Annotated in this window: 21 protein-coding genes and 3 pseudogenes; 10 read left to right on the top strand and 14 right to left on the bottom strand. The window is 59.9% G+C overall.

Annotated features, from left to right (window positions below; genetic code table 11):
• The 4 genes from LJU32_26985 (at position 1) to lpxC (ending at position 4,466) form a co-directional block, all read left to right on the top strand.
• Positions 1 to 867 carry a cell division protein FtsQ/DivIB gene (locus LJU32_26985; protein ID WKV88897.1) on the top strand — a complete coding sequence of 289 codons (867 nt, stop codon included), beginning with the start codon at positions 1 to 3 and terminating at the stop codon, positions 865 to 867.
• 15 nt (positions 868 to 882) lie between these two features.
• The gene (gene ftsA / locus LJU32_26980) at positions 883 to 2,142 is read left to right on the top strand and encodes a cell division protein FtsA (protein WKV88896.1); all 1,260 of its coding nucleotides are present in this window, start codon (positions 883 to 885) and stop codon (positions 2,140 to 2,142) included.
• Positions 2,143 to 2,245: 103 nt separating this feature from the next.
• The gene (gene ftsZ, locus LJU32_26975; GenBank protein ID WKV88895.1) at positions 2,246 to 3,442 is read left to right on the top strand and encodes a cell division protein FtsZ; all 1,197 of its coding nucleotides are present in this window, start codon (positions 2,246 to 2,248) and stop codon (positions 3,440 to 3,442) included.
• Positions 3,443 to 3,554: 112 nt separating this feature from the next.
• Positions 3,555 to 4,466, top strand: coding sequence for a UDP-3-O-acyl-N-acetylglucosamine deacetylase (gene lpxC, locus LJU32_26970; GenBank protein ID WKV88894.1), 912 nt, complete (start codon positions 3,555 to 3,557; stop codon positions 4,464 to 4,466).
• Between the two features lie 202 nt (positions 4,467 to 4,668).
• Here lpxC and LJU32_26965 read toward each other — a convergent pair whose 3' ends face one another.
• From LJU32_26965 to LJU32_26930, 8 genes and pseudogenes are all read right to left on the bottom strand, one after another.
• Positions 4,669 to 6,177, bottom strand: coding sequence for a sensor domain-containing diguanylate cyclase (locus tag LJU32_26965; GenBank protein ID WKV88893.1), 1,509 nt, complete (start codon positions 6,175 to 6,177; stop codon positions 4,669 to 4,671).
• Positions 6,178 to 6,231: 54 nt separating this feature from the next.
• Positions 6,232 to 6,354 (bottom strand): annotated as a pseudogene (locus tag LJU32_26960) (metal ABC transporter ATP-binding protein).
• An 8-nt stretch (positions 6,355 to 6,362) separates the two neighbouring features.
• Positions 6,363 to 7,679, bottom strand: coding sequence for an OprD family porin (locus tag LJU32_26955; protein WKV88892.1), 1,317 nt, complete (start codon positions 7,677 to 7,679; stop codon positions 6,363 to 6,365).
• A gap of 194 nt (positions 7,680 to 7,873) precedes the next feature.
• Positions 7,874 to 8,095: a hypothetical protein gene (locus LJU32_26950; protein ID WKV88891.1), complete on the bottom strand. Its 222-nt coding sequence runs from the start codon at positions 8,093 to 8,095 to the stop codon at positions 7,874 to 7,876.
• A gap of 299 nt (positions 8,096 to 8,394) precedes the next feature.
• Positions 8,395 to 9,759 carry a heavy metal sensor histidine kinase gene (locus LJU32_26945; GenBank protein ID WKV88890.1) on the bottom strand — a complete coding sequence of 455 codons (1,365 nt, stop codon included), beginning with the start codon at positions 9,757 to 9,759 and terminating at the stop codon, positions 8,395 to 8,397.
• The gene (locus LJU32_26940) at positions 9,749 to 10,426 is read right to left on the bottom strand and encodes a heavy metal response regulator transcription factor (protein WKV88889.1); all 678 of its coding nucleotides are present in this window, start codon (positions 10,424 to 10,426) and stop codon (positions 9,749 to 9,751) included. Before LJU32_26940 ends, LJU32_26945 begins: the two co-directional genes overlap by 11 nt.
• A 7-nt stretch (positions 10,427 to 10,433) precedes the next feature.
• A pseudogene (locus tag LJU32_26935) lies at positions 10,434 to 13,545 on the bottom strand (multidrug efflux RND transporter permease subunit).
• Positions 13,542 to 14,702, bottom strand: coding sequence for an efflux RND transporter periplasmic adaptor subunit (locus LJU32_26930; GenBank protein ID WKV88888.1), 1,161 nt, complete (start codon positions 14,700 to 14,702; stop codon positions 13,542 to 13,544). Before LJU32_26930 ends, LJU32_26935 begins: the two are co-directional and overlap by 4 nt.
• A gap of 190 nt (positions 14,703 to 14,892) precedes the next feature.
• On the opposite strand from LJU32_26930, the gene LJU32_26925 reads away from it, so the two are divergent.
• The 3 genes from LJU32_26925 (at position 14,893) to LJU32_26915 (ending at position 16,283) form a co-directional block, all read left to right on the top strand.
• Entirely contained in the window at positions 14,893 to 15,522 is a 630-nt protein-coding gene (locus tag LJU32_26925; protein WKV88887.1) for a nucleotidyltransferase domain-containing protein, read from the top strand.
• Positions 15,485 to 15,904 (top strand): hypothetical protein, encoded by a 420-nt coding sequence (locus LJU32_26920; protein ID WKV88886.1) that lies wholly within the window; start codon positions 15,485 to 15,487, stop codon positions 15,902 to 15,904. Before LJU32_26925 ends, LJU32_26920 begins: the two co-directional genes overlap by 38 nt.
• 139 nt (positions 15,905 to 16,043) lie before the next feature.
• A complete protein-coding gene (locus LJU32_26915; GenBank protein ID WKV88885.1) occupies positions 16,044 to 16,283 on the top strand; it encodes a hypothetical protein in 240 nt (79 codons plus the stop codon).
• Positions 16,284 to 16,416: 133 nt separating this feature from the next.
• Here the strand turns inward: LJU32_26915 and LJU32_26910 are convergent.
• The 5 genes and pseudogenes from LJU32_26910 to norR all read right to left on the bottom strand — a co-directional run bounded on the left by LJU32_26910 (position 16,417) and on the right by norR (position 20,769).
• A pseudogene (locus LJU32_26910) lies at positions 16,417 to 17,164 on the bottom strand (YkgJ family cysteine cluster protein).
• Between the two features lie 83 nt (positions 17,165 to 17,247).
• Positions 17,248 to 17,574, bottom strand: coding sequence for a hypothetical protein (locus tag LJU32_26905; protein ID WKV88884.1), 327 nt, complete (start codon positions 17,572 to 17,574; stop codon positions 17,248 to 17,250).
• A 147-nt stretch (positions 17,575 to 17,721) separates the two neighbouring features.
• Complete coding sequence (locus LJU32_26900; GenBank protein WKV88883.1) at positions 17,722 to 18,204, bottom strand: GNAT family N-acetyltransferase; 483 nt, start codon at positions 18,202 to 18,204, stop codon at positions 17,722 to 17,724.
• A 3-nt stretch (positions 18,205 to 18,207) separates the two neighbouring features.
• Positions 18,208 to 19,110, bottom strand: coding sequence for a chemotaxis protein (locus tag LJU32_26895; GenBank protein ID WKV88882.1), 903 nt, complete (start codon positions 19,108 to 19,110; stop codon positions 18,208 to 18,210).
• Positions 19,111 to 19,206: 96 nt separating this feature from the next.
• Positions 19,207 to 20,769, bottom strand: a complete 1,563-nt coding sequence (gene norR, locus LJU32_26890; GenBank protein ID WKV88881.1) for a nitric oxide reductase transcriptional regulator NorR — start codon at positions 20,767 to 20,769, stop codon at positions 19,207 to 19,209.
• A gap of 166 nt (positions 20,770 to 20,935) precedes the next feature.
• On the opposite strand from norR, the gene hmpA reads away from it, so the two are divergent.
• Complete coding sequence (gene hmpA, locus LJU32_26885) at positions 20,936 to 22,117, top strand: NO-inducible flavohemoprotein (protein WKV88880.1); 1,182 nt, start codon at positions 20,936 to 20,938, stop codon at positions 22,115 to 22,117.
• 222 nt (positions 22,118 to 22,339) lie between these two features.
• A complete protein-coding gene (locus LJU32_26880) occupies positions 22,340 to 22,849 on the top strand; it encodes a disulfide bond formation protein B (GenBank protein WKV88879.1) in 510 nt (169 codons plus the stop codon).
• A gap of 191 nt (positions 22,850 to 23,040) precedes the next feature.
• On the opposite strand, the gene LJU32_26875 is transcribed toward LJU32_26880, so the two are convergent.
• Positions 23,041 to 23,325 (bottom strand): hypothetical protein, encoded by a 285-nt coding sequence (locus LJU32_26875; protein WKV88878.1) that lies wholly within the window; start codon positions 23,323 to 23,325, stop codon positions 23,041 to 23,043.
• 350 nt (positions 23,326 to 23,675) lie between these two features.
• Between LJU32_26875 and cyoA the strand changes: the two genes are divergently transcribed.
• Positions 23,676 to 24,617: a ubiquinol oxidase subunit II gene (gene cyoA, locus LJU32_26870; GenBank protein ID WKV88877.1), complete on the top strand. Its 942-nt coding sequence runs from the start codon at positions 23,676 to 23,678 to the stop codon at positions 24,615 to 24,617.
• The last annotated feature ends 1 nt before the right edge of the window (position 24,618 follow it).

The raw sequence follows: 24,618 nt of genomic DNA, 5'->3' as shown, positions 1-24,618 counted from the left end.
ATGCAAGGCGCTCATCTCAGACATCAGCCACCCGCACCCGGCCGCAAGCCGGTGCCGCGGGGTGCCAGTCGAATGGTGGCGAAAGAGCCGATGTCCGCGCGCCTGCCGAAAGCCAATTTCAGCTTTCTGAAAAGCCTGTTCTGGCCGGTGCTGCTGGTGGCGCTGGGCTTTGGTACTTATGAAGGCGCGCAGCGTTTGCTGCCGTACGCTGACCGGCCGATCAGCAAGATCGCGGTGCAGGGCGACTTGAGCTACATCAGCCAGCAGGCGGTGCAGCAGCGGATCGCGCCGTTCGTGGCGTCGAGCTTCTTCACCATCGACCTGGCCGGTATGCGTACCGAGCTTGAGCAGATGCCCTGGATCGCCCACGCCGAAGTGCGGCGGGTATGGCCGGATCAGGTAGTGATCCGCCTCGAAGAGCAATTGCCGGTGGCGCGTTGGGGCGACGAGTCGTTGCTCAACAACCAGGGTCAGGCGTTTACGCCCAAGGAACTGGCGAACTACGAACACCTGCCACAGCTGTTCGGCCCACAACGGGCTCAGCAGCAGGTGATGCAGCAGTATCAGGTGCTGAGCCAGATGTTGCGCCCGCTGGGTTTTTCGATTGCACGCCTGGAATTGCGTGAACGCGGCAGCTGGTTCCTGACCACCGGTGCCGGCAGTTCCGGCCCCGGCATCGAGTTGCTGCTGGGACGCGGCAACCTGGTGGAAAAGATGCGCCGCTTCATCGCCATCTATGACAAGACGCTGAAAGAGCAGATTACGAACATTGCGCGCATCGATCTGCGCTACGCCAACGGCCTCGCTGTTGGCTGGCGGGAACCCGTAGCGCCGACGACAGCCCAACCCGCTGTTGCGAAGAATTAAGAAGAGGCAGGACCCATGGCAAACGTGCAAAGCGGCAAAATGATCGTCGGTCTCGATATCGGCACCTCCAAGGTGGTGGCGCTGGTAGGCGAGGTCGCGGACGACGGCCAGCTGGAAATCGTCGGGATCGGCACGCATCCGTCCCGCGGGCTGAAGAAGGGCGTGGTGGTCAACATCGAATCCACCGTGCAGTCGATCCAGCGCGCGATCGAAGAAGCCCAGCTCATGGCCGGCTGCCGCATTCACTCGGCTTTTGTCGGCGTGGCCGGCAATCACATCCGCAGCCTGAATTCCCACGGCATCGTCGCGATCCGTGATCGCGAAGTCAGCTCGGCGGACCTTGAGCGTGTACTCGACGCCGCCCAAGCCGTGGCGATCCCGGCTGACCAGCGCGTGCTGCACACCCTGCCGCAGGATTACGTGATCGATAACCAGGAAGGCGTGCGTGAGCCACTGGGCATGTCCGGCGTGCGTCTGGAAGCCAAGGTTCACGTGGTCACCTGCGCCGTCAACGCTGCACAGAACATTGAAAAATGCGTTCGTCGCTGCGGTCTGGAAATCGACGACATCATCCTCGAGCAACTGGCCTCGGCCTACTCGGTGCTGACCGACGACGAGAAAGAGCTGGGCGTGTGCCTGGTCGACATCGGTGGTGGCACTACCGACATCGCGATCTTCACCGAAGGCGCGATCCGTCACACCGCCGTAATCCCGATTGCCGGTGATCAGGTGACCAACGACATCGCCATGGCGTTGCGCACCCCGACCCAGTACGCCGAAGAGATCAAGATCCGTTACGCCTGCGCCCTGGCCAAACTGGCCGGTGCCGGCGAAACCATCAAGGTGCCGAGCGTTGGCGACCGTCCACCGCGCGAACTGTCGCGTCAGGCCCTGGCCGAAGTGGTCGAGCCGCGTTACGACGAACTGTTCACCCTGATCCAGGCCGAGCTGCGTCGCAGCGGCTACGAAGACCTGATCCCGGCGGGCATCGTGCTCACCGGCGGTACGTCGAAAATGGAAGGCGCCACTGAACTGGCCGAAGAGATCTTCCACATGCCGGTGCGCCTCGGTGTGCCGCATGGCGTGAAAGGTCTGGATGACGTGGTGCGCAACCCGATTTATTCCACTGGCGTCGGTTTGTTGATGTACGGCCTGCAGAAGCAGTCCGACGGAGTTTCGTTCTCCGGCATCGGCAGCCGCGACAGCTACAGCAGCGAAGAGCCTCAGGCGCCGCTGCTGGACCGACTGAAAAAGTGGGTTCAGGGCAATTTTTAAAAGCAGCCTGGAGCGACAAGCTTCAAGCGGCAAGCAACTGCAGTAGATACACCGCTACAAACAGCAGTAGGCGAAAAAACTAGAGAATGTAAGGAGAGGGAAAATGTTCGAACTCGTAGACAACATCCCCGCAAGCCCGGTAATCAAAGTTATCGGTGTCGGCGGTGGCGGCGGCAACGCTGTCAATCACATGGTCAAGAGCAACATCGAAGGCGTTGAGTTCATCTGCGCCAACACCGATGCTCAAGCGCTGAAAAACATCGGCGCGCGGACCATCCTGCAACTGGGCACTGGCGTGACCAAAGGCCTGGGCGCAGGCGCTAACCCTGAGGTCGGCCGTCAAGCCGCTCTGGAAGACCGCGAGCGCATCGCTGAGGTGCTGGCCGGCACCAACATGGTGTTCATCACCACCGGCATGGGCGGCGGTACCGGTACCGGTGCAGCGCCGATCATTGCCGAAGTGGCCAAGGAAATGGGCATCCTGACCGTTGCGGTCGTGACCCGTCCGTTCCCGTTCGAAGGCCGCAAGCGTATGCAGATCGCCGACGAAGGCATCCGCATGCTTTCGGAAAGCGTCGACTCGCTGATCACCATTCCGAACGAAAAACTGCTGACCATCCTCGGCAAGGACGCAAGCCTCTTGTCGGCTTTCGCCAAGGCTGACGATGTTCTGGCCGGTGCCGTTCGCGGTATCTCCGACATCATCAAGCGTCCGGGCATGATCAACGTCGACTTCGCCGACGTTCGCACCGTGATGAGCGAAATGGGCATGGCGATGATGGGCACTGGCTGCGCCAGCGGTCCGAACCGTGCACGTGAAGCCACCGAAGCGGCAATCCGCAACCCGCTGCTGGAAGACGTCAACCTGCAAGGCGCGCGCGGCATTCTGGTGAACATCACCGCCGGTCCTGACCTGTCCCTGGGTGAGTACTCCGACGTTGGTTCGATTATCGAAGCCTTCGCTTCCGAGCACGCGATGGTCAAGGTCGGTACCGTTATCGATCCGGACATGCGCGACGAGCTGCACGTCACCGTGGTTGCCACCGGTCTGGGCGCGAAAATCGAGAAGCCTGTGAAGGTCATCGACAACACCGTTCACACCTCGATGGCTTCGGCGCAGGTGCAACAACCAGCTCCGGCCCGTCAGGAGCAGCCAGCGGTGAACTACCGTGATCTGGACCGTCCGACCGTCATGCGCAATCAGGCTCAGGCCGGTGCTGCGGCTGCCGCGAAGATGAATCCGCAGGATGACCTGGACTACCTGGACATTCCGGCATTCCTGCGTCGTCAGGCCGATTGATGGAATGTATCAGGGCTATGAAGGTGATTGGTGTTCAGCAAAGGCATGGTCTGCTATCATCGCCAGCCTTTGTTGATACCAGTTCGCAATTTGCGCTGAAGCGGCCCAAGCCATGATTAAACAACGCACACTGAAAAATATTATCCGTGCCACAGGTGTAGGCCTGCACTCCGGTGAGAAGGTCTATCTGACCCTCAAGCCTGCGCCTGTCGACACTGGCATTGTGTTTTGTCGCGCTGACCTCGACCCTGTGGTGCAGATTCCTGCCCGCGCGGAAAACGTCGGTGAAACCACTATGTCGACGACGCTGATCAATGGCGACGTCAAAGTGGACACGGTAGAGCACTTGCTCTCGGCCATGGCTGGCCTGGGCATCGATAACGCCTACGTCGAGCTCTCCGCGTCCGAAGTCCCGATCATGGATGGCAGCGCTGGACCCTTCGTATTCCTGATTCAATCGGCTGGCCTGGAAGAGCAGGACGCCGCCAAGAAATTCATCCGCATCCTGCGTGAAGTGACAGTGGAAGACGGCGACAAGCGCGCCACTTTCGTCCCTTTCGAAGGCTTCAAGGTGAGCTTCGAGATCGATTTCGATCACCCGGTATTCCGGGACCGCACCCAGAGTGCAAGCGTGGATTTTTCCAGCACTTCGTTCGTAAAAGAAGTCAGCCGCGCCCGTACCTTTGGTTTCATGAGTGACATCGAGTACCTGCGCAAGCACAACCTCGCACTCGGCGGCAGCGTGGAAAACGCGATCGTGGTCGACGCTGATGGCGTGTTGAACGAAGACGGTCTTCGTTATGAAGACGAATTCGTCAAACACAAGATCCTCGATGCGATTGGCGACCTGTACCTGCTGGGCAACAGCCTGATTGGTGAGTTCAAAGGCTTCAAGTCCGGTCATGCACTGAACAACCAGCTGCTGCGCAAATTGATTGAGCAGACAGATGCGTGGGAAGTGGTGACGTTCGAAGACGCCAGCACCGCACCAATCTCTTACATGCGCCCTGTTGCGGCCGTGTAAGTAAAAACCTCTCTAGTTTTTTGAAGGCCATCCTCGGATGGCCTTTTTTTATGCCTGTGATTTTTGTTTTGTCTCTATCGGCCTCATCGCTGGCAAGCCAGCTCCCACAGGTTTACGGGTGAGACAAAAATTTGCAGCGCACCTCAAATCCTTGTGGGAGCTGGCTTGCCAGCGATGGGGCCATTACCTCCATTGCAAGACTTCAGGTTGATACCACCACCCGATTACGCCCGCCTTCCTTGGCCTGATACAGCGCCTTGTCCGCCGCGAACAACAGCTGCTCCAGCGTCATCTCCCTCGCCGATGTCCATGTGGCAATGCCGATACTCACGGTCATCGCCCGCTCAGCGCCTTCGACCCAGGGCAAGTTTTCCACAGCCTGGCGAATCTGCTCGGCGATCTGCTGCGCTCCTGCGCTGTCGGTCTCGGCGAGGATCACCGAAAACTCTTCACCGCCATACCGCGCGACCAGATCCGCCGGACGCCGCACGTTCGCGGTGATTACCTTGGCCAGTTCACGCAAGACCTGATCCCCAGCCTGATGGCCATGCCGGTCATTGAAGGCTTTGAAGTGGTCAGCATCGATCATCATCACCGACAGCGGCTGGCCCGAGCGCTGGGCGCGGAACCATTCGTGGCGCAGGGTCTGATCGAGCATGCGCCGGTTGGCCACACCGGTCAGATCATCGGTTGCAGCCAGTTGCGCCAGTTCGCGTTCGGCGCGATGGCGCAAACGCAGTTCCCGGGCGAGCAGCCAGGTCAGCCACAACAGCCCCAGGCACAACACGCCGGTGGCGCCGCTGATCAGGATCGCCGTGCGCCGCCAGGTGCCAAACACCTCCTCGCTGGACAGCGCCACCATCACCGTCAACGGCAGGTTGCCCACCCGCGAATAGGTGTAGAGCCGGCGCTGGTCATCCATGCTTGAGGTACTGGTGAAACTGCCGCTGCCATCGCGGTCATTGAGAATGCGCACGACGTTGGGCCGATTGCCGAAGCTCTTGCCTACTGAATCGCTTTGCAGGTACGGCTTCTGCGCGAGCAGCACGCCATCGCTATTAATGATGTTCAATGTGCTGTCAGTGCCTATGTCGAGGCTCTTGAACAGGTCGTCGAAGTAGTCGAGTTTCAACGAAGCGACGGCAACGCCGAGGAATTCACCGGTCTGCGAGGAGATGCGCCGGCTGAAGCTGATGCGCCACTGATCGGCCTCTTCACAATCGCAGCGAGTCTTGAACGGTCGGCTGATGAACATGCCGATATCGCGGTTGAAGGCGTGGGCGAGAAAATAATCGCGGTCGGCGAAACTGCCCGGTTTCGGTTCAATGCGCGAGGAGTCGGCGATCACCTCGCCATGCTTGTCGAGCAGGAGAATGTCGCCCTTGAAGCGCGCCGTGGTCGAGCGATCGAACAGCGCCAGATGGCGGATCTGCGGCGAGACATTCTGCAGGTCGTCACGCTGGGCGGCGGCGATCAGGCCTTGCAGTGTCAGGTCGTAAAGCTCGACGGTGCGCAGCACGTCGGCGTCGATCAATTGCGCAATCGTGGTGGCGCGACGGGTGGCGGTTTCCTGCGCACTGGCGTACTCGCGGATCAGCAGGAAGGTGACGATGCACACCATCGCGATCACGGTCAGCAGACTGCCGAGGATCAGCAGACGCTCGGGGCGACCGGTCTGGCCTGTGATGGAGGGCGTGCGGCTGGCGATCATGATGGGGAGCCGGTTGGAGTGGTTTCATAAGCTTAGTTGGGCTGACGCCGGACGAACCTGTGGGAGCGAGCCCGCTCGCGAAAGCGGTGTGTCATTCAACACAGATGTTGACTGACAATCAGCTTTCGCGAGCAGGCTCGCTCCCACAGGGTAGATCACAGGATCTGAAAAACGCAGCGCCGATCTTAGAAGACGTCGACCGGGTAGTCGATGATCACGCGGTATTCATCTGTATCCGAATCAATCGCGCCGTAGCCGTTGCCGCCACGGTTGGTCGCCCATTGCAGGCGCACCGCCAGGTTCTTGGCCTGGCCGCTTTGCACGACGTACTGCAAATCGATGTCGCGTTCCCAATGCTTGGCGTTGCGGCCATCGGCGCTGTACCAGTTGGCATAGGCTGTGCTGTCCGGATCGGCTTTGGTCAGATCCACCGTGCCGCGTGAATAGGACAGCGCCGAAGTCAGGCCGGGGATGCCGACACCGGTGAAGTCGTAAGCGTATTTCAGCTTCCACGAGCGTTCGTTCGGGCCGTTGAAGTCCGAGTATTGCTGAGAGTTGTCCAGATAAACGCTGTCGCCCTGGCTGATGTAGTCGAACGGCGTATTGCCGTTGACCCGCTGGTACGCGGCGGTAACGCTGTGGCTGCCAATGCCGACGGTGAGATGCACGCTGTAAGCGTTGTTGTCGATGTCGCCGAGCAGCGCCTCGCCGGTGTCTTGCGTGTGATAGAAGTGCACGCCCGGGTTGAGGCTGACCAGATCGTTCAGTTGCCAGGTGTAGTCGAGGTCATAGTAGTACTGGTTCCAGATGTCTTTCAGCTCAGAGGCATAAAGGCTGCTGGTCAGGCCTTCAACACCGCTCCAGGCCACACCGGCCCAGTTCAGGTGTTGGCTGTCATCACCATCGGCCAGCGTGCCGTAGGACGTGCCGATTCGCGTGTGGCCACTTTGGTTATACGGCTTGGTGAAGCTGGCCTGGCCACCTTCGATCAGCCAGCCGTCGAAGCTGTGGTTGCTCAGGCTGATGCCACGAAAGGTCTGCGGCAGCATGCGCGTGTCGCCGCCGGCAATCACCGGGTTGGTGAGAAACAGATCACCGGCCTTCAGCTCGGTATCGAAGGCGCGCAGCTTCAACGTGCCACCCGCAGTGGAGAAGGAGCCCGGCGCTTTGCCGCTGCCATCGCTGATCGGCAGGATGCTCGAACCGTCGGTACCGCCACCACCGTCGAGTTTCAGGCCGAGCATGGCGTGAGCATCGACGCCGAAGCCGACCGTGCCTTCTGTATAGCCAGACTGGAACACTCCGAGAAAACCCTGGCCCCACTCGATATTGTCGTCCGCCTTCTGCAGGCGGTTGCGATTCATGTAGTAGTTGCGGGCGTTGAGATTGAGGCTCGAGCCTGCGACGAAGCCCTGTTGGGCTGACTCATCGGCGTGGACGGCGGGGGCAATACTTGCGGCAATTGCAATGAACAGCGGGGTGAGGCGGGCAGGGTAAAACACGTGCGGTGGAGCTCCTTGGGTCAGCGGGCCGCTCTGTTTCTTGAGCGACTTTGATGTTTCTTGTTGTTACAGACGCACCAGACAGCTTTCAGACCACAACGAAAAAGGCCGCTGAACGGCAGCGGCCTGGAGTGACGACGGTTGAACGGGAAGAGCCAAACAACCGCGTCGAGGGAAACCTTTCGCGGTGCGACTCAGCTGTCTTTCTCGAGCGCTTGAGTCTGGGAATTAGCGGCCTGCGGGGACTGCGTCGCGTCTTGCGCCTTGGCCATCACCTCGGCCTGATGCTGATCGAATGCCTGCGCGCGGGCGACTTTTTGCGCAACGAACGTTTGCGATTCTTCAGCCATCGCCATCGGCGACAGGATCAATGAGGACAAAACGAATGCGCTGGCAATACCCATACTGTTGGACATCTTGAAAACCTTCTCGCTTGGCGAGTGCTGTTTGGTGCGGGCAAAGATAAGGTTGCCGAAGGTTGGGAAACAGCATGATTTTCATAAATGACTGTTACAGCTAAAGCAAAGATCGGCACGGGTAACAACCCGGTCTGTGCGTGATGGTGGCCTGTGGCGAGGGGATTTATCCCCGTTGGGCTGCGAAGCGGCCCCAAGAATTCCAGCCTCAAAGATTCTTAGAGCTTGTGCACAGGATTTTGCGACTGCTGCGCAGCCGAGCGGGGATAAATCCCTCGCCACAGGGCTTGGCGCAGCATTCAGACCGGAAGGTGAATGCCGAAGGTGTTCATGCCCCGATCACTGCGCACAAACACATCCCCGCCATGCATCAGCGCAATCGCCTTGACGATGGCCAGCCCCAGCCCGTGGTTATTGCCGCTGTTGCTGCGCGAGGCATCGACCCGATAAAACCGTTCGAACAACCTCGGCAGATGCTCACTGGCAATCGGCGTCCCGGGATTGGCCACGCCAATGCTCACCTGATGTTCTTCAACTTCGATGTGCACCTCGATCACTTGACCCGGTTCGGTGTGCTGCACCGCGTTGCTGAGTAAATTGATCAGCGCGCGACGCAGATGCGCGACCTCGATCTGCACCTGCGCATCGCCGCTGACCTGCACTTCAACCTGCGCGTCTTCAAGGATGAAATCCAGATAGTCCAGCGTCGTTGCCACCTCATCAGCCAATGACGTCGAGGTCAGTTTGGTTGCCTTGTTGCCCTGATCGGCGCTGGCCAGAAACAGCATGTCGTTGATGATCGAACGCAGCCGTTCCAGCTCTTCGAGATTGGATTGCAGCACTTCGAAATAGTGTTCGGCGGAGCGCCCGCGAGTCAGCGCGACCTGGGTCTGGCCGATCAGGTTGGTCAGCGGCGAGCGCAGTTCATGGGCGACGTCGGCGTTGAACGATTCCAGCCGCGAATAGGCCAGTTCGACCCGTTCCAGGGTCGAGTTGAACGACTCGACAAACTGTTCCAGTTCCGGCGGCAGCGGCGACAGGCGCAAGCGTCCGGCGCGCAGCGGTGGTGCCAGTCGCTGGGCTTCCTGCGACAGTTTGATCAACGGCTTCAGACCGATTCTTGCGACCCAATAGCCCAATGCCGAGGCCAGCAGCACGCCGAGAATCGCCAGACTGATCAGGGCGATGAGCAAGTGATGCTGGGTCTGATGCAGCGTCTCGGTGTCGATGCCGATCATGAAACGCAGCGGCGGGCGCTGATCCTTGGCGGGGAACTGACTGACCAGTACTTTCAGCGGGTAGGGTTGATCGGGCAGTTGCAGATCGTGCATGCCCAACGGGCCATTGATGGCGGCGCGAATCTGCGGGGTGAGGTTGCCGTATTCGTAGCGTGGATCACCGCTGCTGATCCAGAAGCTGATGCGCTTGTCTTCCTCGCCGAGCAGCTTGAGCTTGTTGTTGATCTTCACCCAATGCTCCGGCGTGCCGTAACGGCCTACGGTGGATTCGAGCACGCTGTAACGCGCATCCAGCTCGGCTTCGGGCAACAATCCCAGGCCCTTGTCGACCTGCTGATACAGCGCGCCGCCAATTAGCAGAAACACCAATAGCGCCACCAGCGTGAACATTCCGCTGAGTCGCAGGGCAATCGAGTTACTGGACACCACGGCTCTCCAGCACATAACCCATGCCGCGAATGGTGTGCAGCAGTTTTTCGTTGAATGGCCCGTCGAGCTTGGCGCGCAGGCGTTTGATCGCGACTTCGACGACGTTGGCGTCACTGTCGAAATTGATGTCCCAGACCATCTCGGCGATGGCGGTTTTCGAGAGGATTTCGCCCTGACGCCGGGCGAGGACGCTGAGCAGGGAAAACTCTTTCGCCGTCAGGTCCAGGCGCGTGCCGGCGCGGGTGGCCTTGCGGCTGATCAGGTCGATCCACAGGTCGGCGATGGTCACTTGCACCGGCTCATGGCCGCCGCTGCGGCGGGTCAGCGCTTGCAGGCGGGCGACCAGTTCGAGAAAGGAAAACGGTTTGCCGAGGTAATCGTCGGCGCCGTCGCGCAGGCCCTTGATGCGGTCTTCGACGCGCTCGCGGGCGGTGAGCATGATCACCGGGGTCTGCTTGCGCGCACGTAATGCGCGCAGTACGCCGAAGCCATCGAGCCCCGGCAGCATGACGTCGAGGACGATCACCGCGTAGTCGCATTCCAGCGCCAGATGCAGACCTTCGACGCCGTCGCGGGCAAGGTCGACGGTGTAGCCCTGTTCGGTCAGGCCGCGGTGCAGATAATCCGCGGTTTTTTCTTCGTCTTCGATAATCAGAACGCGCATGACCGCCTCAGTCTGTGGTCGCCAGTGCCGTTGCGGGCGTTGGGGCTGGTGGGTGTGAGTGCCGGTGAAACAGCCGCTCGAGCCATAAGTATATGACCGGCGTGGTGAACAGCGTCAGCATCTGGCTGACCAGCAAACCGCCGACCACGGCAATGCCCAACGGCTGGCGCAGTTCGGCGCCGGTGCCGTAGCCGAGCATCAGCGGCAATGCGCCGAGCAGGGCGGCGAGGGTGGTCATGATGATCGGCCGGAACCGGGTGATGCACGCCTCGAAAATCGCTTCTTGCGCCGGCAGACCGCGCTGGCGCTGCGCCTCAAGGGCGAAGTCGATCATCAGGATGCCGTTCTTCTTGACGATGCCGATCAACAGCACCAGCCCGATCAACGCCATGATCGAAAAGTCCTGGCCGCAGATCCACAGCATGATCACCGCACCGAGGCCTGCTGCCGGCAGGGTCGAAATGATCGTCAGCGGATGCACGAAGCTTTCATAAAGCACGCCGAGAATGATGTACACCGCCACCAGCGCCGCCAGAATCAGCCACGGCTGGCTGGCCAGCGAACTCTGGAACGCCTGCGCCGCTCCCTGGAAATTGCCGCTGATCGCGGTGGGCATGCCGATCTCGGCCTTGGCTTGATTGAGCAGAATCACCGCATCGCCCAGCGCCACGCCGGGGGCGAGATTGAACGACAGATTCGCCGCCGGGAACATGCCGTCATGGGCAATCGACAGCGGGCCGATGGTTGGCGCGTCAAATCGGGCCAGGGCCGACAGCGGCACCATCTCGCCACTGAGCGGTGAGCGTAGGTAGAAATAGTTGAGGCTTTCGGCCTTGCCACGCTGTTTGGTGTCCAGCTCGAGAATCACGTTGTACTGGTTGACCTGGGTCTGGAATTCATTGATCTGCCGTTGGCCGAATGCATCGTACAGCGCCTCGTCGACATCGCTGGCGGTCAGGCCGAAACGCGCGGCGGCGCTGCGGTCGATGCTGATGTGGGTGATGCTGCCGCCCAGTTGCAGATCGTTGGAAATGTCGCGGAACGCCGGATTGCTGCGCAGTTTTTCGGTCAGGCGCTGGGTCCAGGTAGCGAGGGTCGCGCCGTCGTTGCTCTTGAGAACGTATTGGTATTGCGCACGGCTCGGCCCGGAGCTGAGGTTGATGTCTTGGCCTGCGCGCAGATACAGGACGATGCCGGGCACTTTCATCAACTGCGGGCGGATGCGATCGATGAACTGGCTGGCGCTGACATCGCGATCGCCACGTTTTTTCAGAGCAATCCAGAAGCGCCCGTTGGCGATGGTCTGGTTGCTGCCGGACACCCCGACCGAGTGCGAGAACGCCTGCACCGCCGGATCGGCTGCAACGATTTCGGCCATCGCCAAGTGTTTTTTCACCATGTCGCCGTAGGAAATGTCCGCAGCGGCTTCGGTGGTGCCGAGGACAAACCCGGTGTCCTGTACCGGGAAGAAACCCTTGGGAATGAAAATGTACCCGGCGACCGCCAACGCCAGCGAAAGCCCGAACACACCGATCATCAGTTTCTGATGGTCGAGGGCGCGACGCAGGCCCTTTTCGTACCAGCCGAGCAAGCGCTCACTGAAACCGGGTTTAGCATTGGCGTGATGTACCGGCTTACGCATGAACAGCGCGGCAAGGGTTGGCGCCAGCGTCAGCGACACCACCACGGAAATCATGATCGTCGAAGTCGCGGTCAGGGCGAACTCCTTGAAAAGGCGCCCGACCACACCGCCCATGAACAGCAACGGAATGAATGCCGCCACCAGCGAGAAACTGATCGAAACGACGGTGAAACCAATCTCACCGGCCCCTTGATCGCCGCCTCGCGCATATCGTCGCCGGCCTCGAGATGGCGATGGATGTTTTCAACCACCACGATCGCATCGTCCACGACGAAGCCGACCGCGACGACAATCGCCACCAGCGTCAGGTTGTTCAGGCTGAAGCCGAGCACGTACATCAGGGCGAAACTGGCGATCAGCGAGACGCCGAGCACCGCCGAGACAATCAGCGTCGCCGACAACTGGCGCAGGAACAGCGCCATCACCGCGACCACCAGCAAGATCGCGATGAGCAAGGTGATCTCGACTTCATGCAGTGAGGCGCGGATGGTCTGGGTGCGGTCGATCAGGGTTTTCACCTGTACCGAGGCCGGCAGCATCGCTTCGAGACCAGGCAGAGCGGCTTGAATGCGGTCGACGGTTTCAACAATATTGGCGCCGGGCTGGCGCGAGATCACCAGATTCACCCCGGACGATCACCGGCCCAGGCCTGCACGTAGGCATCTTCCGCACCGTTGACGACTTTGGCGACATCGCGCAGGTGAACCGGGGCGCCATCCTTGTAGGAAACGATGAGCTGGCTGTAGTCCTCGGGGTGGAACAACTGGTCGTTGGTCGACAGCGTGGAGACGCTCGATTCGCCGTACAGCGCACCTTTGGCCAGATTGAGGCTGGTTTGCTGGATCGCCAGCCGAATGTCGGCCAGCGTCAGGCCAATCGCCGCGAGTTTGTCCGCCGAAGCTTGTACGCGAATCGCCGGGCGTTGCTGACCGGTGATGTTGATCTGGCCGACGCCGTCGATCTGACTGATCTGACGCGAGAGCAGGGTTTCCACCAGGTCGCTGAGTTCGGTGCCGGGCATTTGCGTCGAGCTGACGCTGAGAATCAACACCGGGCTGTCGGCCGGGTTGACCTTCTTCCATGTTGGCAGCGTCGGCATGTCTTTGGGCAACTTGCCGGCGGCGGTATTGATCGCCGCCTGCACTTCCTGGGCGGCGGTGTCGATGCTTTTGTCGAGAGTGAACTGCAAGGTCAGCAGGGTTGAGCCCAGCGCGCTGCTGGAGGTCATCTGGGTCATGCCGGGGATGGCGCTGAATTGCACCTCCAGCGGCGTGGCCACTGAGGAAGCCATGGTGTCGGGGCTGGCGCCGGGCAACTGTGCCGAGACCTGGATCGTAGGAAATTCCGCTTCCGGCAGTGGCGCAATCGGCAAGCGAGGGAAGGCAATTGCGCCGACCAGTACCAGCGCGATGGTCAGCAAGATTGTCGCCACCGGGTGGTCGATGCACCAGGTCGAAATGCCCTTGTGCGAGCTCATGGCTTGGGCTCCGCCTGCACCACTTGCGGCGGTTCGCTCATGACTTGCACGCTCGATCCCGGTTTGAGCCGCGATTGGCCGTCGGTTACCAGCACGTCACCGGCGTTGACGCCTTTGATGATGTCCTGACCGCTGCCCTGATAAACCATCTGCACCGGCACCGCCTCGACCTTGTCGTCCTGCACGCGGTAAACGAAGTGTTGTTCGAGTCCGCGTTGTACGACGGTCGGCGGGACCACCAGCGCATCTTTATCTACCGCTGTCTGAATTTTTACCGTTACCAGCAAGCCCGGCCAAAGCTTCTGGCTGGCATTGGCGAACTCGGCCTTGGCGCGGATGGTGCCGGTGTTGGCGTTGATCTGGTTGTCGATCAGGGTCAGATGACCTTCGCCGAGCAGATTGCCGGTTTCGCCGTCGGTGTCGGCACCGATGTACGCCTTGACCGGTGCGCGTTGCGGATCGCTTATGAGGCTTTGCAGGGTCGGCAGCATCTGCTGCGGCAGGGAAAACTCGACGGCGATCGGGTCGATCTGCGTCACGGTGAACAGGCCTTGGGTGTCGGTCATGCGCAGGAAGTTGCCTTCATCGACGGTACGAATACCGACGCGCCCGGTGACCGGGGAGCGGATCTGCGTGTAGGACAGCTGCACCTGCGCGGCATCGATCGAGGCCTGATTGCCTTGCGCCGTGGCTTTGAGCTGATTGACCAAGGCCTGCTGCTGGTCGAAGGTCTGCTTCGACACGCCGTCGTCGACGCTGAGCAATTTGTAGCGCTTGAGATTGACCAGCGCGACCTGCAACTGCGCCTGACTCTCGCCCAACTGCGCCCTTGCCTGGTCAAGGCTGGCGCGGATCGAGCGGTCGTCGATGGTGGCGAGCAGGTCGCCTGCTTTGACCAGTTGGCCTTCCTTGACCAGGATCTTCGTCAGGATCCCGTCGATCTGCGGGCGCACCACTACGCTGTGGAGCGAGAGTACGGAGCCGATGCCGCTGGTATAGCGCGGCACGTCTTTGGCGCTGACCGTTACGACGCGTACCGGGATGGCGGTCGGACTGGCCAGTTTGGCCGGCGCTGGTTTGAGCGCGAACCACAGGCCGGCGGCTGCCAGCAGAATCAGGAGAGTGGCCAGCAGGATTTTGTTTTTCTGGATGGACATGCGCGGCGCCGAAGTCTGGAGTTTGGGCAGATTGGCCAGTTATAAACCGGTCAGGCGGTCGGCAGGGTGACGGCTGGCTGTCAGGATTGTCAGTTTCCGACGTTAATTGCACTGGCTGCGATTGCCGTTGAGTTGATAAGTCCCTAAAAGGGACCTATCGTTCCCTTTTTGAGACTCTTTGGCGGGCCAAGTGGAAAACTTTTCTTTAAGCGAAGCCCTGTTCACCGCCACCCAGCAAAAAGTGTTGGGATTGTTGTTCGGCAAGCCTGACCAGACGTTCTACGCCAACGAAATTGTGCGCTGGGCACAGGTTGGCAAAGGCGGCCTGATGCGTGAACTTGATCGATTGCAAAGAGCCGGGATCCTCAGTATGACTCGAGTGGGTAACCAGACCCATTACCAGGCCAACCCCGCATGTCCTATCTACGCGGAGCTTCTGGGCATCACGCGCAAGACATTCGGTGTTGCCGAGCCTCTTCGTCAGGCATTAGAACCGTTTGCCGAACAGATCACGTGGGCGTTCGTGTATGGCTCCATCGCCAAAAACTCGGCGAACACACTCAGTGACATAGATCTCATGCTGATTGGCGAAGGCCTGCACTACAGTGAGTTGATGGAGCGACTCATGCCGTTGGAGGAGCAATTGGGGCGTCCCATAAACCCGACGCTGTACACCCCGCAAGACTGGGCCAGTAAGCTGGCGGCACAGAACAGTTTTGTCATGCGAGTGATGCAGCAGGAAAAAATCGATCTGTCGGGGGCAAACCCTTTGGAGTCCAAGGATGGGCAGCAACGAGAGTCTGGAGAATCTTCTACGTAGCGGTGTACTGAAAGCGGAGCCACCTGACCGGAAGGAGTGTGAAGGTCTGATGCGCTCGGCTTTGGACAGGCTCAAGGATGCGCACACTTGCACACTGTCGTTTTCCAGCCGGTTCGATTTGGCCTACAACGCCGCTCACGCGCTGGCGCTGACAGCTCTTCGCCTGAGTGGCTATCGATCGGACAAGCGCTATCTGGTATTCCAGTGTCTGATCCATACCACTCAAAGCAGCAAGGTTCAGGTGCGATTGTTTGCGCTGTGCCATGACCGGCGCAATCTCGCCGAATACGAAGGCTATATGGATGAAGATGACGCGCTTCTTGAGCAGTTGCTGGAGAGCACCTCGCAATTGTTGAGTGACGTTCAACAACGCATGAACTGAAATATCATCACGCAGTGACAGTGCCTGGCAGCCGTTCAGCGCATCCCGCAAATCTTCAGATGCCGAGCCAGAGCGCACAGGTATACTGCGCGCCTTTGCGGCTCACTGATCGGGCCGACTTTTTGTTCCCGGAGCTTTTATGACTTCCTCGACCCAACCGCCGGTAGACGACGCTGTGAGCGACGTCCCGGCTGAAGTGGCTGACGCCAGCGAAACCAAGGCTGAGATCCCGGCGTTCAAGTTCCCGTTCAAACCGGGCGAGCTGGCTTCGGCGAAAGGCTCGAATCAGCCGTGGTACAAGAATGGCGCGAAGAATGGCCACACCAAAACCCCGGGCATGGCGCCGCCGGGCACGCGTCGGTCGATGGGCAAGCGCTGACATCGGAAAGTGATGGTGCTTGTGCTGGCCTCTTCGCGAGCAGGCTCGCTCCCCATTGGATTTGTGTAGAACCCAAACCTGTGGGAGCGAGCCCGCTCGCGAAAGCGACATCCGCTACAGCACAAATATCAGATCAAGCCGCGCGCAATGAAATAAACGCATATGTCTGCGCCGGTTCCGTCACCACCTGCCCCCGGCTGCCAGCACTTGCCCGGCGACATCATCGCCGGACAAATGAAACAGCCATTCACTGGTTCGCGCCGCCAGCGGTTGCGCGCTCACCTGGTCGATCACCGCTGCAAACGCATCCATGTTCGGCAAGTACGCGGTAAACCCGTCGCCCTTGAGCGCCGTGGTGCGTATCCCCAGCGTTGCGCAGATCACATCCTTGAGTCTGATGTCATCCCGATCCGCCTGACGCGAACGCTGGATCAGCTCAACCAGTTCCCGATCAACCAACTCACCCCCACGATGAGCTCTGGCCCCTGTTCCCAGGACTCCGGCGGGCAATCCTTGGCAGCCGGATTGAGCGGGATGTGGGGATTGATTTCCGCCGGGTAAATCCGGCACACCAGTGGACGCCGCTCGTAGATCCGGCAGCGCTGATCGTCGTCAAGATTCCGGCAGGGGCCGACGTTGTACGCGGCAAAAGTGATCGCCACATGCGCATCAGTCGTGCCACTGCGGACTACCGCGGAACGGCGCTCGGCATGTTCGCGCTGCTGCGCCGGCAGGCCCAGACCATTGCCGAGAAAAGCCTCGACCAGCACGATTACCTGACCGCCATCCGCCGCCCACATACGGGCTTCGGCCAGCGTCAACGGGACATGATGGTCGGTGCAGCACTTGCCGCAACCTACGCAGGAAAACCTCGTATTCATTGAGCGATCTTTCTTCAATCAGGACGTGAGACGACGGCGGAAAACCATCGCACAGAACCGGATCGAAGCAAGGACTGCGCCACTCACTGGGATTTGGCGACCGGACGAATCGAATCCCACTCGGTGACGTACGCGGTTTTCGACTGTTTGTTGTACAGGCACAGCTCGCTGCCTTGTTGGCCTTTCATGTGTTTTTGCGGGTATTGGCCTTGCAGCAGAACGGCTGTGTAGCCGACGCGGTCATCGAATTGCGCGGGGGTGCCGACCGGTTTGACGTTTTTCAGACCGCTGGCCTTGGTGCAACTGGTGAGGACAGTCTTGTCGTAGGCGGCCCAAGCGTCGGGGCTGGAGGCGTGGGCTTGGGAGGCGAGGGCGGAGAGGGTGAGCAGGGCCAGGGTGATGGCTTTCATGGTTGGGGCATCCTTGGTTATGGCCAAGCTTGGAGTATGCCTGAAGGATGGAAGTTGCCTGTGCCGGCGCCATTGCGAGCAGGCTCACTCCTACCATTGAAATGCGTTCTAAAATGTAGGAGTGAGTCTGCTCGCGATAACGGAGGATCAGTCGGCGACCAACTCCCGCCGAACCAAGTCCATCCCGACACTCTCATACAACCGCCGCGCCCGCAGGTTGTCCTCCAGAACCCGCAAATCGACAAACCCCTCGCGCCGCTGTTGAAAGACGCTGAAGGCATGCAGCAACAACGCCCGCCCAAGCCCCAGGCCCTGCAGTCGCGGGTGCACCACCAGATTCTTGATATAGGCACTGGTCCAGCATTGCGCCACGCCGACCACGCCACCGGCATCGCAGGCAACGAAACACAACGAGGGATCGTATTCGGGATCGCTGACAAACCGCTGCTGCCATTCCTCGAGCGGCGGCACTCGACCGCCACCTTCCAGCTGTCCGAGCTGCATCAACTGATGCACTGCCGGCGCCAGTTCCTCGCGGTAGGCGGACCACTCAGTCCCGGCAGGCCACTGCGCATCCGGCACCGCTTCACTCAAATCGCGGCGCAGCAGAAAGCAAAACGCTTCGGCCAAGACTCAGTGCCCGTTGGCCGCGACGTGCTTGGCGGCTTCGATCAGGCGTTGGGTCAGTTCCGGCGAGGAGAACTTGGTCAGCACCGCGTTGGCACCGGCCAGTCGGGCCTTTTCACTGTTCATCGCGCTGTCGAGGGAGGTGTGCAGCAAGACGTACAAGTGAGCGAAATCCGGGGTTTCGCGCAGCGTGCGGGTGAAGGCGTAGCCGTCCATCTCGGACATTTCGATGTCGGAGACGATCAGATTGATCTGCTGCGCCGTGCCCTGCAGGTCGAGCAGGCAGTCGATGGCTTCCTTGGCACTGCGCGCGGTGTGGCATTGCAGGCCGAGGTTGCGCAGGGTGTGCACCGATTGCTGCAGGGCAACCTGGCTGTCGTCGACCACCAGAATGCGGGCGTTGCCGAGCACTTCGGCGTCTTCCATGGTCAGGTCGGTCGGCGCCATTTCGATCTGCGCCGGGGCGATGCTGTGGATGACTTTTTCGATATCCAGCACCTGCACCAATGTGCCGTCCACCGAGGTCACGCCGGTGATGTAGGCGCGCGAGCCGCCGGAGCCGAACGGTGGCGGCTTGATGTCGGTGGTCAGGCAATGGACGATCTTGCTCACCGCCTGCACGTGCAGACCCTGCTTGGAACGGCTGACATCGGTAACGATCAGGCAGCCACCGTTAGGATCTTCCAGCGGCCGCTCGCCGATCGCGCGGCTGAGGTCGATCACCGACAGCGATGCACCGCGCAGCGAGGCGATGCCTTTGACGTGCGGGTGCGACTCCGGCAGCTTGGTCAGCGGCGGGCAGGGGATGATTTCACTGACTTTCAGCAGGTTGATCGCCATCAGCTTGCCGCTGCGCAAGGTAAACAGCAGAAGCGAAAGTGAATCTGCGCGGGCTTTGGTGGAGGACATAAGAACCTTCTGTGAATGGGCGAGAGTGGAAATCGCCAGAAACCTTTGATGCCGGGTTATCGGCGTGAATGGGGTGGGCTTTAGGCTATTGGCGCTTCAGCTTTTCATCCCCAGGCGCTTCGCCATCCGGCCAAGATTCGCTCGATCCACCCCCAACTCCCGCGCCGCGCTCGCCCAGTTATTCTGATGACGCTCCAGCGCTGCGCTGATCAACCGCCGCTGAAACTCGTCGGTGGCGGTGCGCAAGTCACCACCGATCATCGGCATCACATTCGCCAAGTCTGCATTGGCAGGCGCAGCCACGTTATCCACAACCTCACGGGGCAAATCCAGATCCGCCGCACTCAAACTCAAAATCTTCGGCCGCACCTTGCAATTACCTAGCGCCTTCAGCGCACTGCGGCCGATCAAATGCTCCAGCTCACGGACATTGCCCGGCCAGGTGTAAGCGAGCAGCGCCTCCTGTGCATCACTGTTCAAACGCAGGCTATTGAGACCCATGCGCGAGCGGTTCTGCTCGAGAAAGAAGCCACTGAGCAGCAACACATCACGTCCACGATCGCGCAGCGCCGGCACCCGCAGCGGATACACGCTCAAACGGTGGTAGAAGTCGGCACGATAGCGACCGCTGCGCACTTCTTCGGCCAGATCGCGATTGGTCGCCGCAATCAGGCGCACATCGACCTGATGCTCCTTGTCCGAGCCCAGGCGCTGCAACTGCCCGCTCTGCAATACACGCAGCAACTTGGCCTGGACCGTCAGCGACAGCTCGCCGACTTCATCGAGGAACAACGTGCCGCCGTTGGCCAGTTCGAACTTGCCGCGACGGTCGCTGGTGGCGCCGGTAAAGGCGCCGCGCACGTGGCCGAACAGTTCGCTTTCCACCAGCGTGTCGGGCAGGGCAGCGCAGTTGAGGCTGATGATCGGTTTGTCGGCGCGCGGGGAGGCGGCGTGGATGGCCTGGGCCACCAGTTCTTTACCGACACCGGTTTCGCCGGTGATCAGTACGGTGAGATCGCTGCCGCCGACCAGATTGATTTCTTCCACCAGACGTTTATGCGCTTTGCTCTGGCCGATCATTTCGCGGTGCTGCTGGCCGCTGGCCTGGCGGTAAACCTCGGCGCGTTGATGTTCATCTTCGGCGCGGGTGGCCAGACGTTCGATGCGTTCGGCGGCGTTGACCGTGGCCGAGGCGAGGCTGGCGAAGGCTTGTAGGGCGTCAAGTTCGATCGGTTCAAAACGCTCGGGATCGAGCGCATCGAGGGTGATCAGGCCCCAGAGTTTTTCATCGACGAATAAAGGACAGCCGAGGCAGTCGTGTACTTCGAGGTGATCGTCGAGGCCATCGACCAAACCGTCATAGGGATCGGGCAGGTCGCTGTCGGCGGCGAAGCGCGTCGGCCCGGTGCCGGCGAGCAATATTTCAAAGCGCGGGTGTTCGCTGACTTTGAAGCGCCGGCCGAGGGTATCGGTACTCAAGCCATCCACCGCCAGCGGCACCAATGATTCGCCGTCCAGACGCAACAACGCGGCGGCATCGCAGGGCAACAAGGCGCGCATTGCCTCGAGCAAACGCCGGTAGCGCTCGCCTTCGGGCAGTTCGCGGGACAGGTCGGCGACCAGGGGCAGCAGGGCGGTAAGCAGGGATTTGGCGGTCATGGTTTTTTGTAGTCAAAGAGACAAGGTGTAGTCGCGATGACTATACGCTGATCTATGTCGAAATGACTATGCAGATCTCAAGTCGTTGAATCTAAATGATTAATTAGTTGGCACGAAAGCTGATATCCCTAAGGCAATCTTTCAAGAAAGCGCAGGAGTCACCCTTATGCTTAGCGTCCAGGATCGTGCCATCGTCAAATCCACCGTGCCTCTGCTGGAAAGCGGCGGCGAGGCCTTGATCACGCATTTCTACCGCATGATGCTCTCCGAATACCCAGAAGTACGCCCGCTGTTCAATCAGGCGCACCAGGCCAGTGGCGATCAGCCCCGTGCCTTGGCCAACGGCGTGCTGATGTATGCCCGGCACATCGATCAGCTCGACCAGTTGGGCGACCTGGTGGCGAAGATCATCAACAAGCACGTTGCCCTGCAGATTCTGCCGGAGCATTACCCGATCGTCGGCACTTGCTTGCTGCGCGCCATTTCCGAAGTGCTCGGCGACGAGATCGCCACGCCTGAAGTGATGAGTGCCTGGGGCGCTGCGTACGGGCAACTGGCCGACATCCTGATCGGCGCGGAAGCCGCGATCTACGACCAGAAGGAACACGCCGTCGGCGGCTGGCGCGGTGCGCGGGAATTCATCGTCGCGGCGAAAGTGCAAGAGAGCGCGGAAATCACCTCGTTCTACTTCGAACCGGCAGACAAAGGGCCGATTCTTGCGGCCGAACCGGGTCAGTACATCGGCATGAAACTGATCCTCAACGGCGAAGAAATCCGTCGCAACTATTCGCTGTCGGCCCTGGCCAGTAACGGCCAGTATCGCATCAGCGTCAAGCGTGAACCGAATGGTCGCGCGTCCAACTATCTGCATGATCAACTGCACGTTGGCTCGAGCATTCAGCTGTTCCCGCCGTCGGGCGAATTCACCCTGGCGGCCAGCGACAAGCCGCTGGTGCTGATCAGCGGCGGCGTCGGCATCACCCCGACGCTGGCGATGCTGGAAGCCGCGCTGGCGACCGAACGTCCGGTGCACTTTATCCACTGCGCGCGCAATGGCAGCGTCCATGCGTTCCGTGATTGGGTCGATGGGCTGGCGGCGCGTCATCCGCAACTCAAGCGCTTCTATTGCTACGCCGAAGAAGACGGCGTGAGCCCGGCGGCGGACAGGGTCGGTATGCTCAGCGAGGAATTGCTTGGCGAGTGGCTGCCGGCGCAGCGTGATGTCGATGCCTATTTCCTTGGCCCTAAAGGATTCATGGGCGCGATCAAGCGGCACCTGAAAGCCTTGGGCGTGCCGGAGAAACAGAGCCGCTACGAATTCTTCGGGCCGGCTGCTGCTCTGGAGTGATCTGAAACCGAGTTGTCTCGTTTGCGAGCAGGCTCGCTCCCACAGGATTTGCGCCCGACGCAGATCCATTGTGGGAGCGAGCCTGCTCGCGAATCTCCTGCGCGCCGCAAAGCCATGTTGGTTAATCATTCCTTAACCGCTCTTTCGTTTATTGCCCCGGTGTAGACTTGCGACAATTCCAGCCGCCGGCCGGCTGGACCATGGACTTACAAGGGAAAGGCAATGAGCGAGGAAACGATGCGGTTGGGACGTGAGCGGCGCTATCTGGTGCTGCTGGGGATCATCTGCCTGGCGTTGATCGGCGGTGCGTTGTACATGCAGGTCGTGTTGGATGAGGCACCGTGCCCGCTCTGCATTCTGCAGCGCTATGCGTTGTTGCTGATTGCGCTGTTCGCCTTCATCGGCGCGGGCATGCGCAGCCGTCGCAGCATCACCGTGTTCGAGACGCTGGTGGTGATCTGTGCGCTGGCCGGGGTCGCGGTGGCCGGGCATCACGTCTATACGCAGTTCTATCCGGCGGTAAGTTGTGGCGTCGATGTGCTGCAGCCAATTGTCGATGATTTGCCGCTGGCAAAGATCTTCCCGCTGGGCTTCCAGGTTGACGGTTTCTGCTCGACGCCGTATCCGCCGATCCTCGGTCTGTCGCTGGCGCAATGGGCGCTGGTGGCGTTCGTGCTGGTGGTCATTCTGGTGCCGTTGCTGACTTCGCGTAATCGAAAAGCGCTGCGCTGAGTCAACTTCTCGGCAGAGCTGCCGATAAACAAAACGCCCCGATTTTCGCTGATGAAAATCGAGGCGTTTTGCATTTCAGAGCGTTTGTGAAAACACCGTGACGAACGGCAATGGAGCGTGCGGCAAATGTGCGACATGTTGTCACACAGGAGCTGTCGCAGGGACTCGGGATGCAGCGGATTGGCCGCCTGTTACATAAAAACATTGGCCAGTTTTAGTGTTTTCGGCTTGAGCACGGACGTACCAGAGCAGGCAGTTTTAACAGGCGCCGGCAGATGGGCGAAGCCCTTGGAACATCGGGCTTTGCGCCGCTCCAGCGTTTGTAGATCGAGTGCAGAGCTGTCTGATTTGAGGCGGTTACGCTGGCAGATTTTGCCGCTTTTATTGAGAAACGCTTTCGATAACTTGCGCAACTTTTGCAAAAATGGCGATGGATTGTTGCTCTGAGTGATAAAAATTATTTCGGGATAAGACATGGTGTATAGGGCGCTACCTATCTACAATCGCCCGCACTGAATTCCCGGCGCTGTTCAGCCTTTATCAAGGAACTGATCAGGAGGTCGGGTGTCGAGCGAGCCGCGAGGTTTTCAAGACACCCTGGTGTCGGTGCCTTTCCAATTTTCCGCACCAAATGGAATTGGTCTGTAACAAGGCCTTTGACCACGAATTCGAATAAGAACTGAACGCTGTCCCAAGGTTTTGTCGAGCGTGTGACGCGCGACGGGCGGCCCTTATTCAATCCAAAGAAAATGCCAACCCTTGGCAGGGTGAAGTGTTGGCGATCAAAACCCAACTGCATTGCGCAAGCTGCTTTAGAGGTCGTGAGATGAGTAAAAACAGGTACCCCAGATTACTAGGCCTAGTGCCGCTGCTCGGCACGTTGTTGCTGGGAGGCTGCAACATGACCTTGCTCAATCCAACGGGCCAGGTCGGCCTGGAACAGCGCAACCTGATCATCACCGCCACGCTGCTGATGCTGTTGGTCGTCGTGCCGGTCATCGTCATGACCTTCCTGTTTGCCTGGAAGTACCGCGCTTCGAACAAGAACGCCGTCTACACGCCGAAGTGGTCGCACTCGACCAAGATCGAAGTGGCCGTATGGACCATCCCGGTGCTGATCATCATCGCCCTGGGTTACATCACTTACATCTCGACTCACGAGCTGGACCCGTATCGTCCGATCGAGTCTGACGTCAAGCCGGTGACCATCGAAGTCGTCGCGCTGGACTGGAAGTGGCTGTTCATCTACCCGGAACAAGGCATTGCCACGGTCAACAAGATCGTGTTCCCGGCGCACACGCCAATCAACTTCAAGATCACCTCCGACGCCGTGATGAACTCGTTCTTCATCCCGGGCCTGGGCGGCCAGATCTACGCGATGGCGGGCATGCAGACCAAGCTGCACCTGATCGCTGACCGCAACGCTGAAATGGACGGTATCTCCGCCAACTACAGCGGTGCCGGTTTCACCGGTATGAAATTCAAGGCTATCTCCACCACTCAGGAAGATTTCGACGCCTGGGTAAGTGAAGTCAAGAAGTCGCCTAAACAGCTTGATCAGGCTGAATACGCGGCCCTGGCCAAACCGAGCCAGAACAACCCAGTCGAACTCTACTCGTCGGTCACGCCGAACCAGTTCCAGATCATCGTCGACAAGTACGAAGGTATGAAGCCGGGCAAGCCGCTGAAGCACGAGAAGAAAGAGAAAGAAGTGGCGGCCACGGATATTGACGCGGGTTCGCATTCAGCTGCCGGGGCAGAGGAGTAAA

It is taken from the genome of Pseudomonas sp. B21_DOA (assembly GCA_030544685.1).
In the GTDB taxonomy this organism is placed as follows: Bacteria; Pseudomonadota; Gammaproteobacteria; order Pseudomonadales; family Pseudomonadaceae; genus Aquipseudomonas; species Aquipseudomonas fluorescens_AO.
This window is presented reverse-complemented; position numbering and strand designations above follow the sequence as displayed.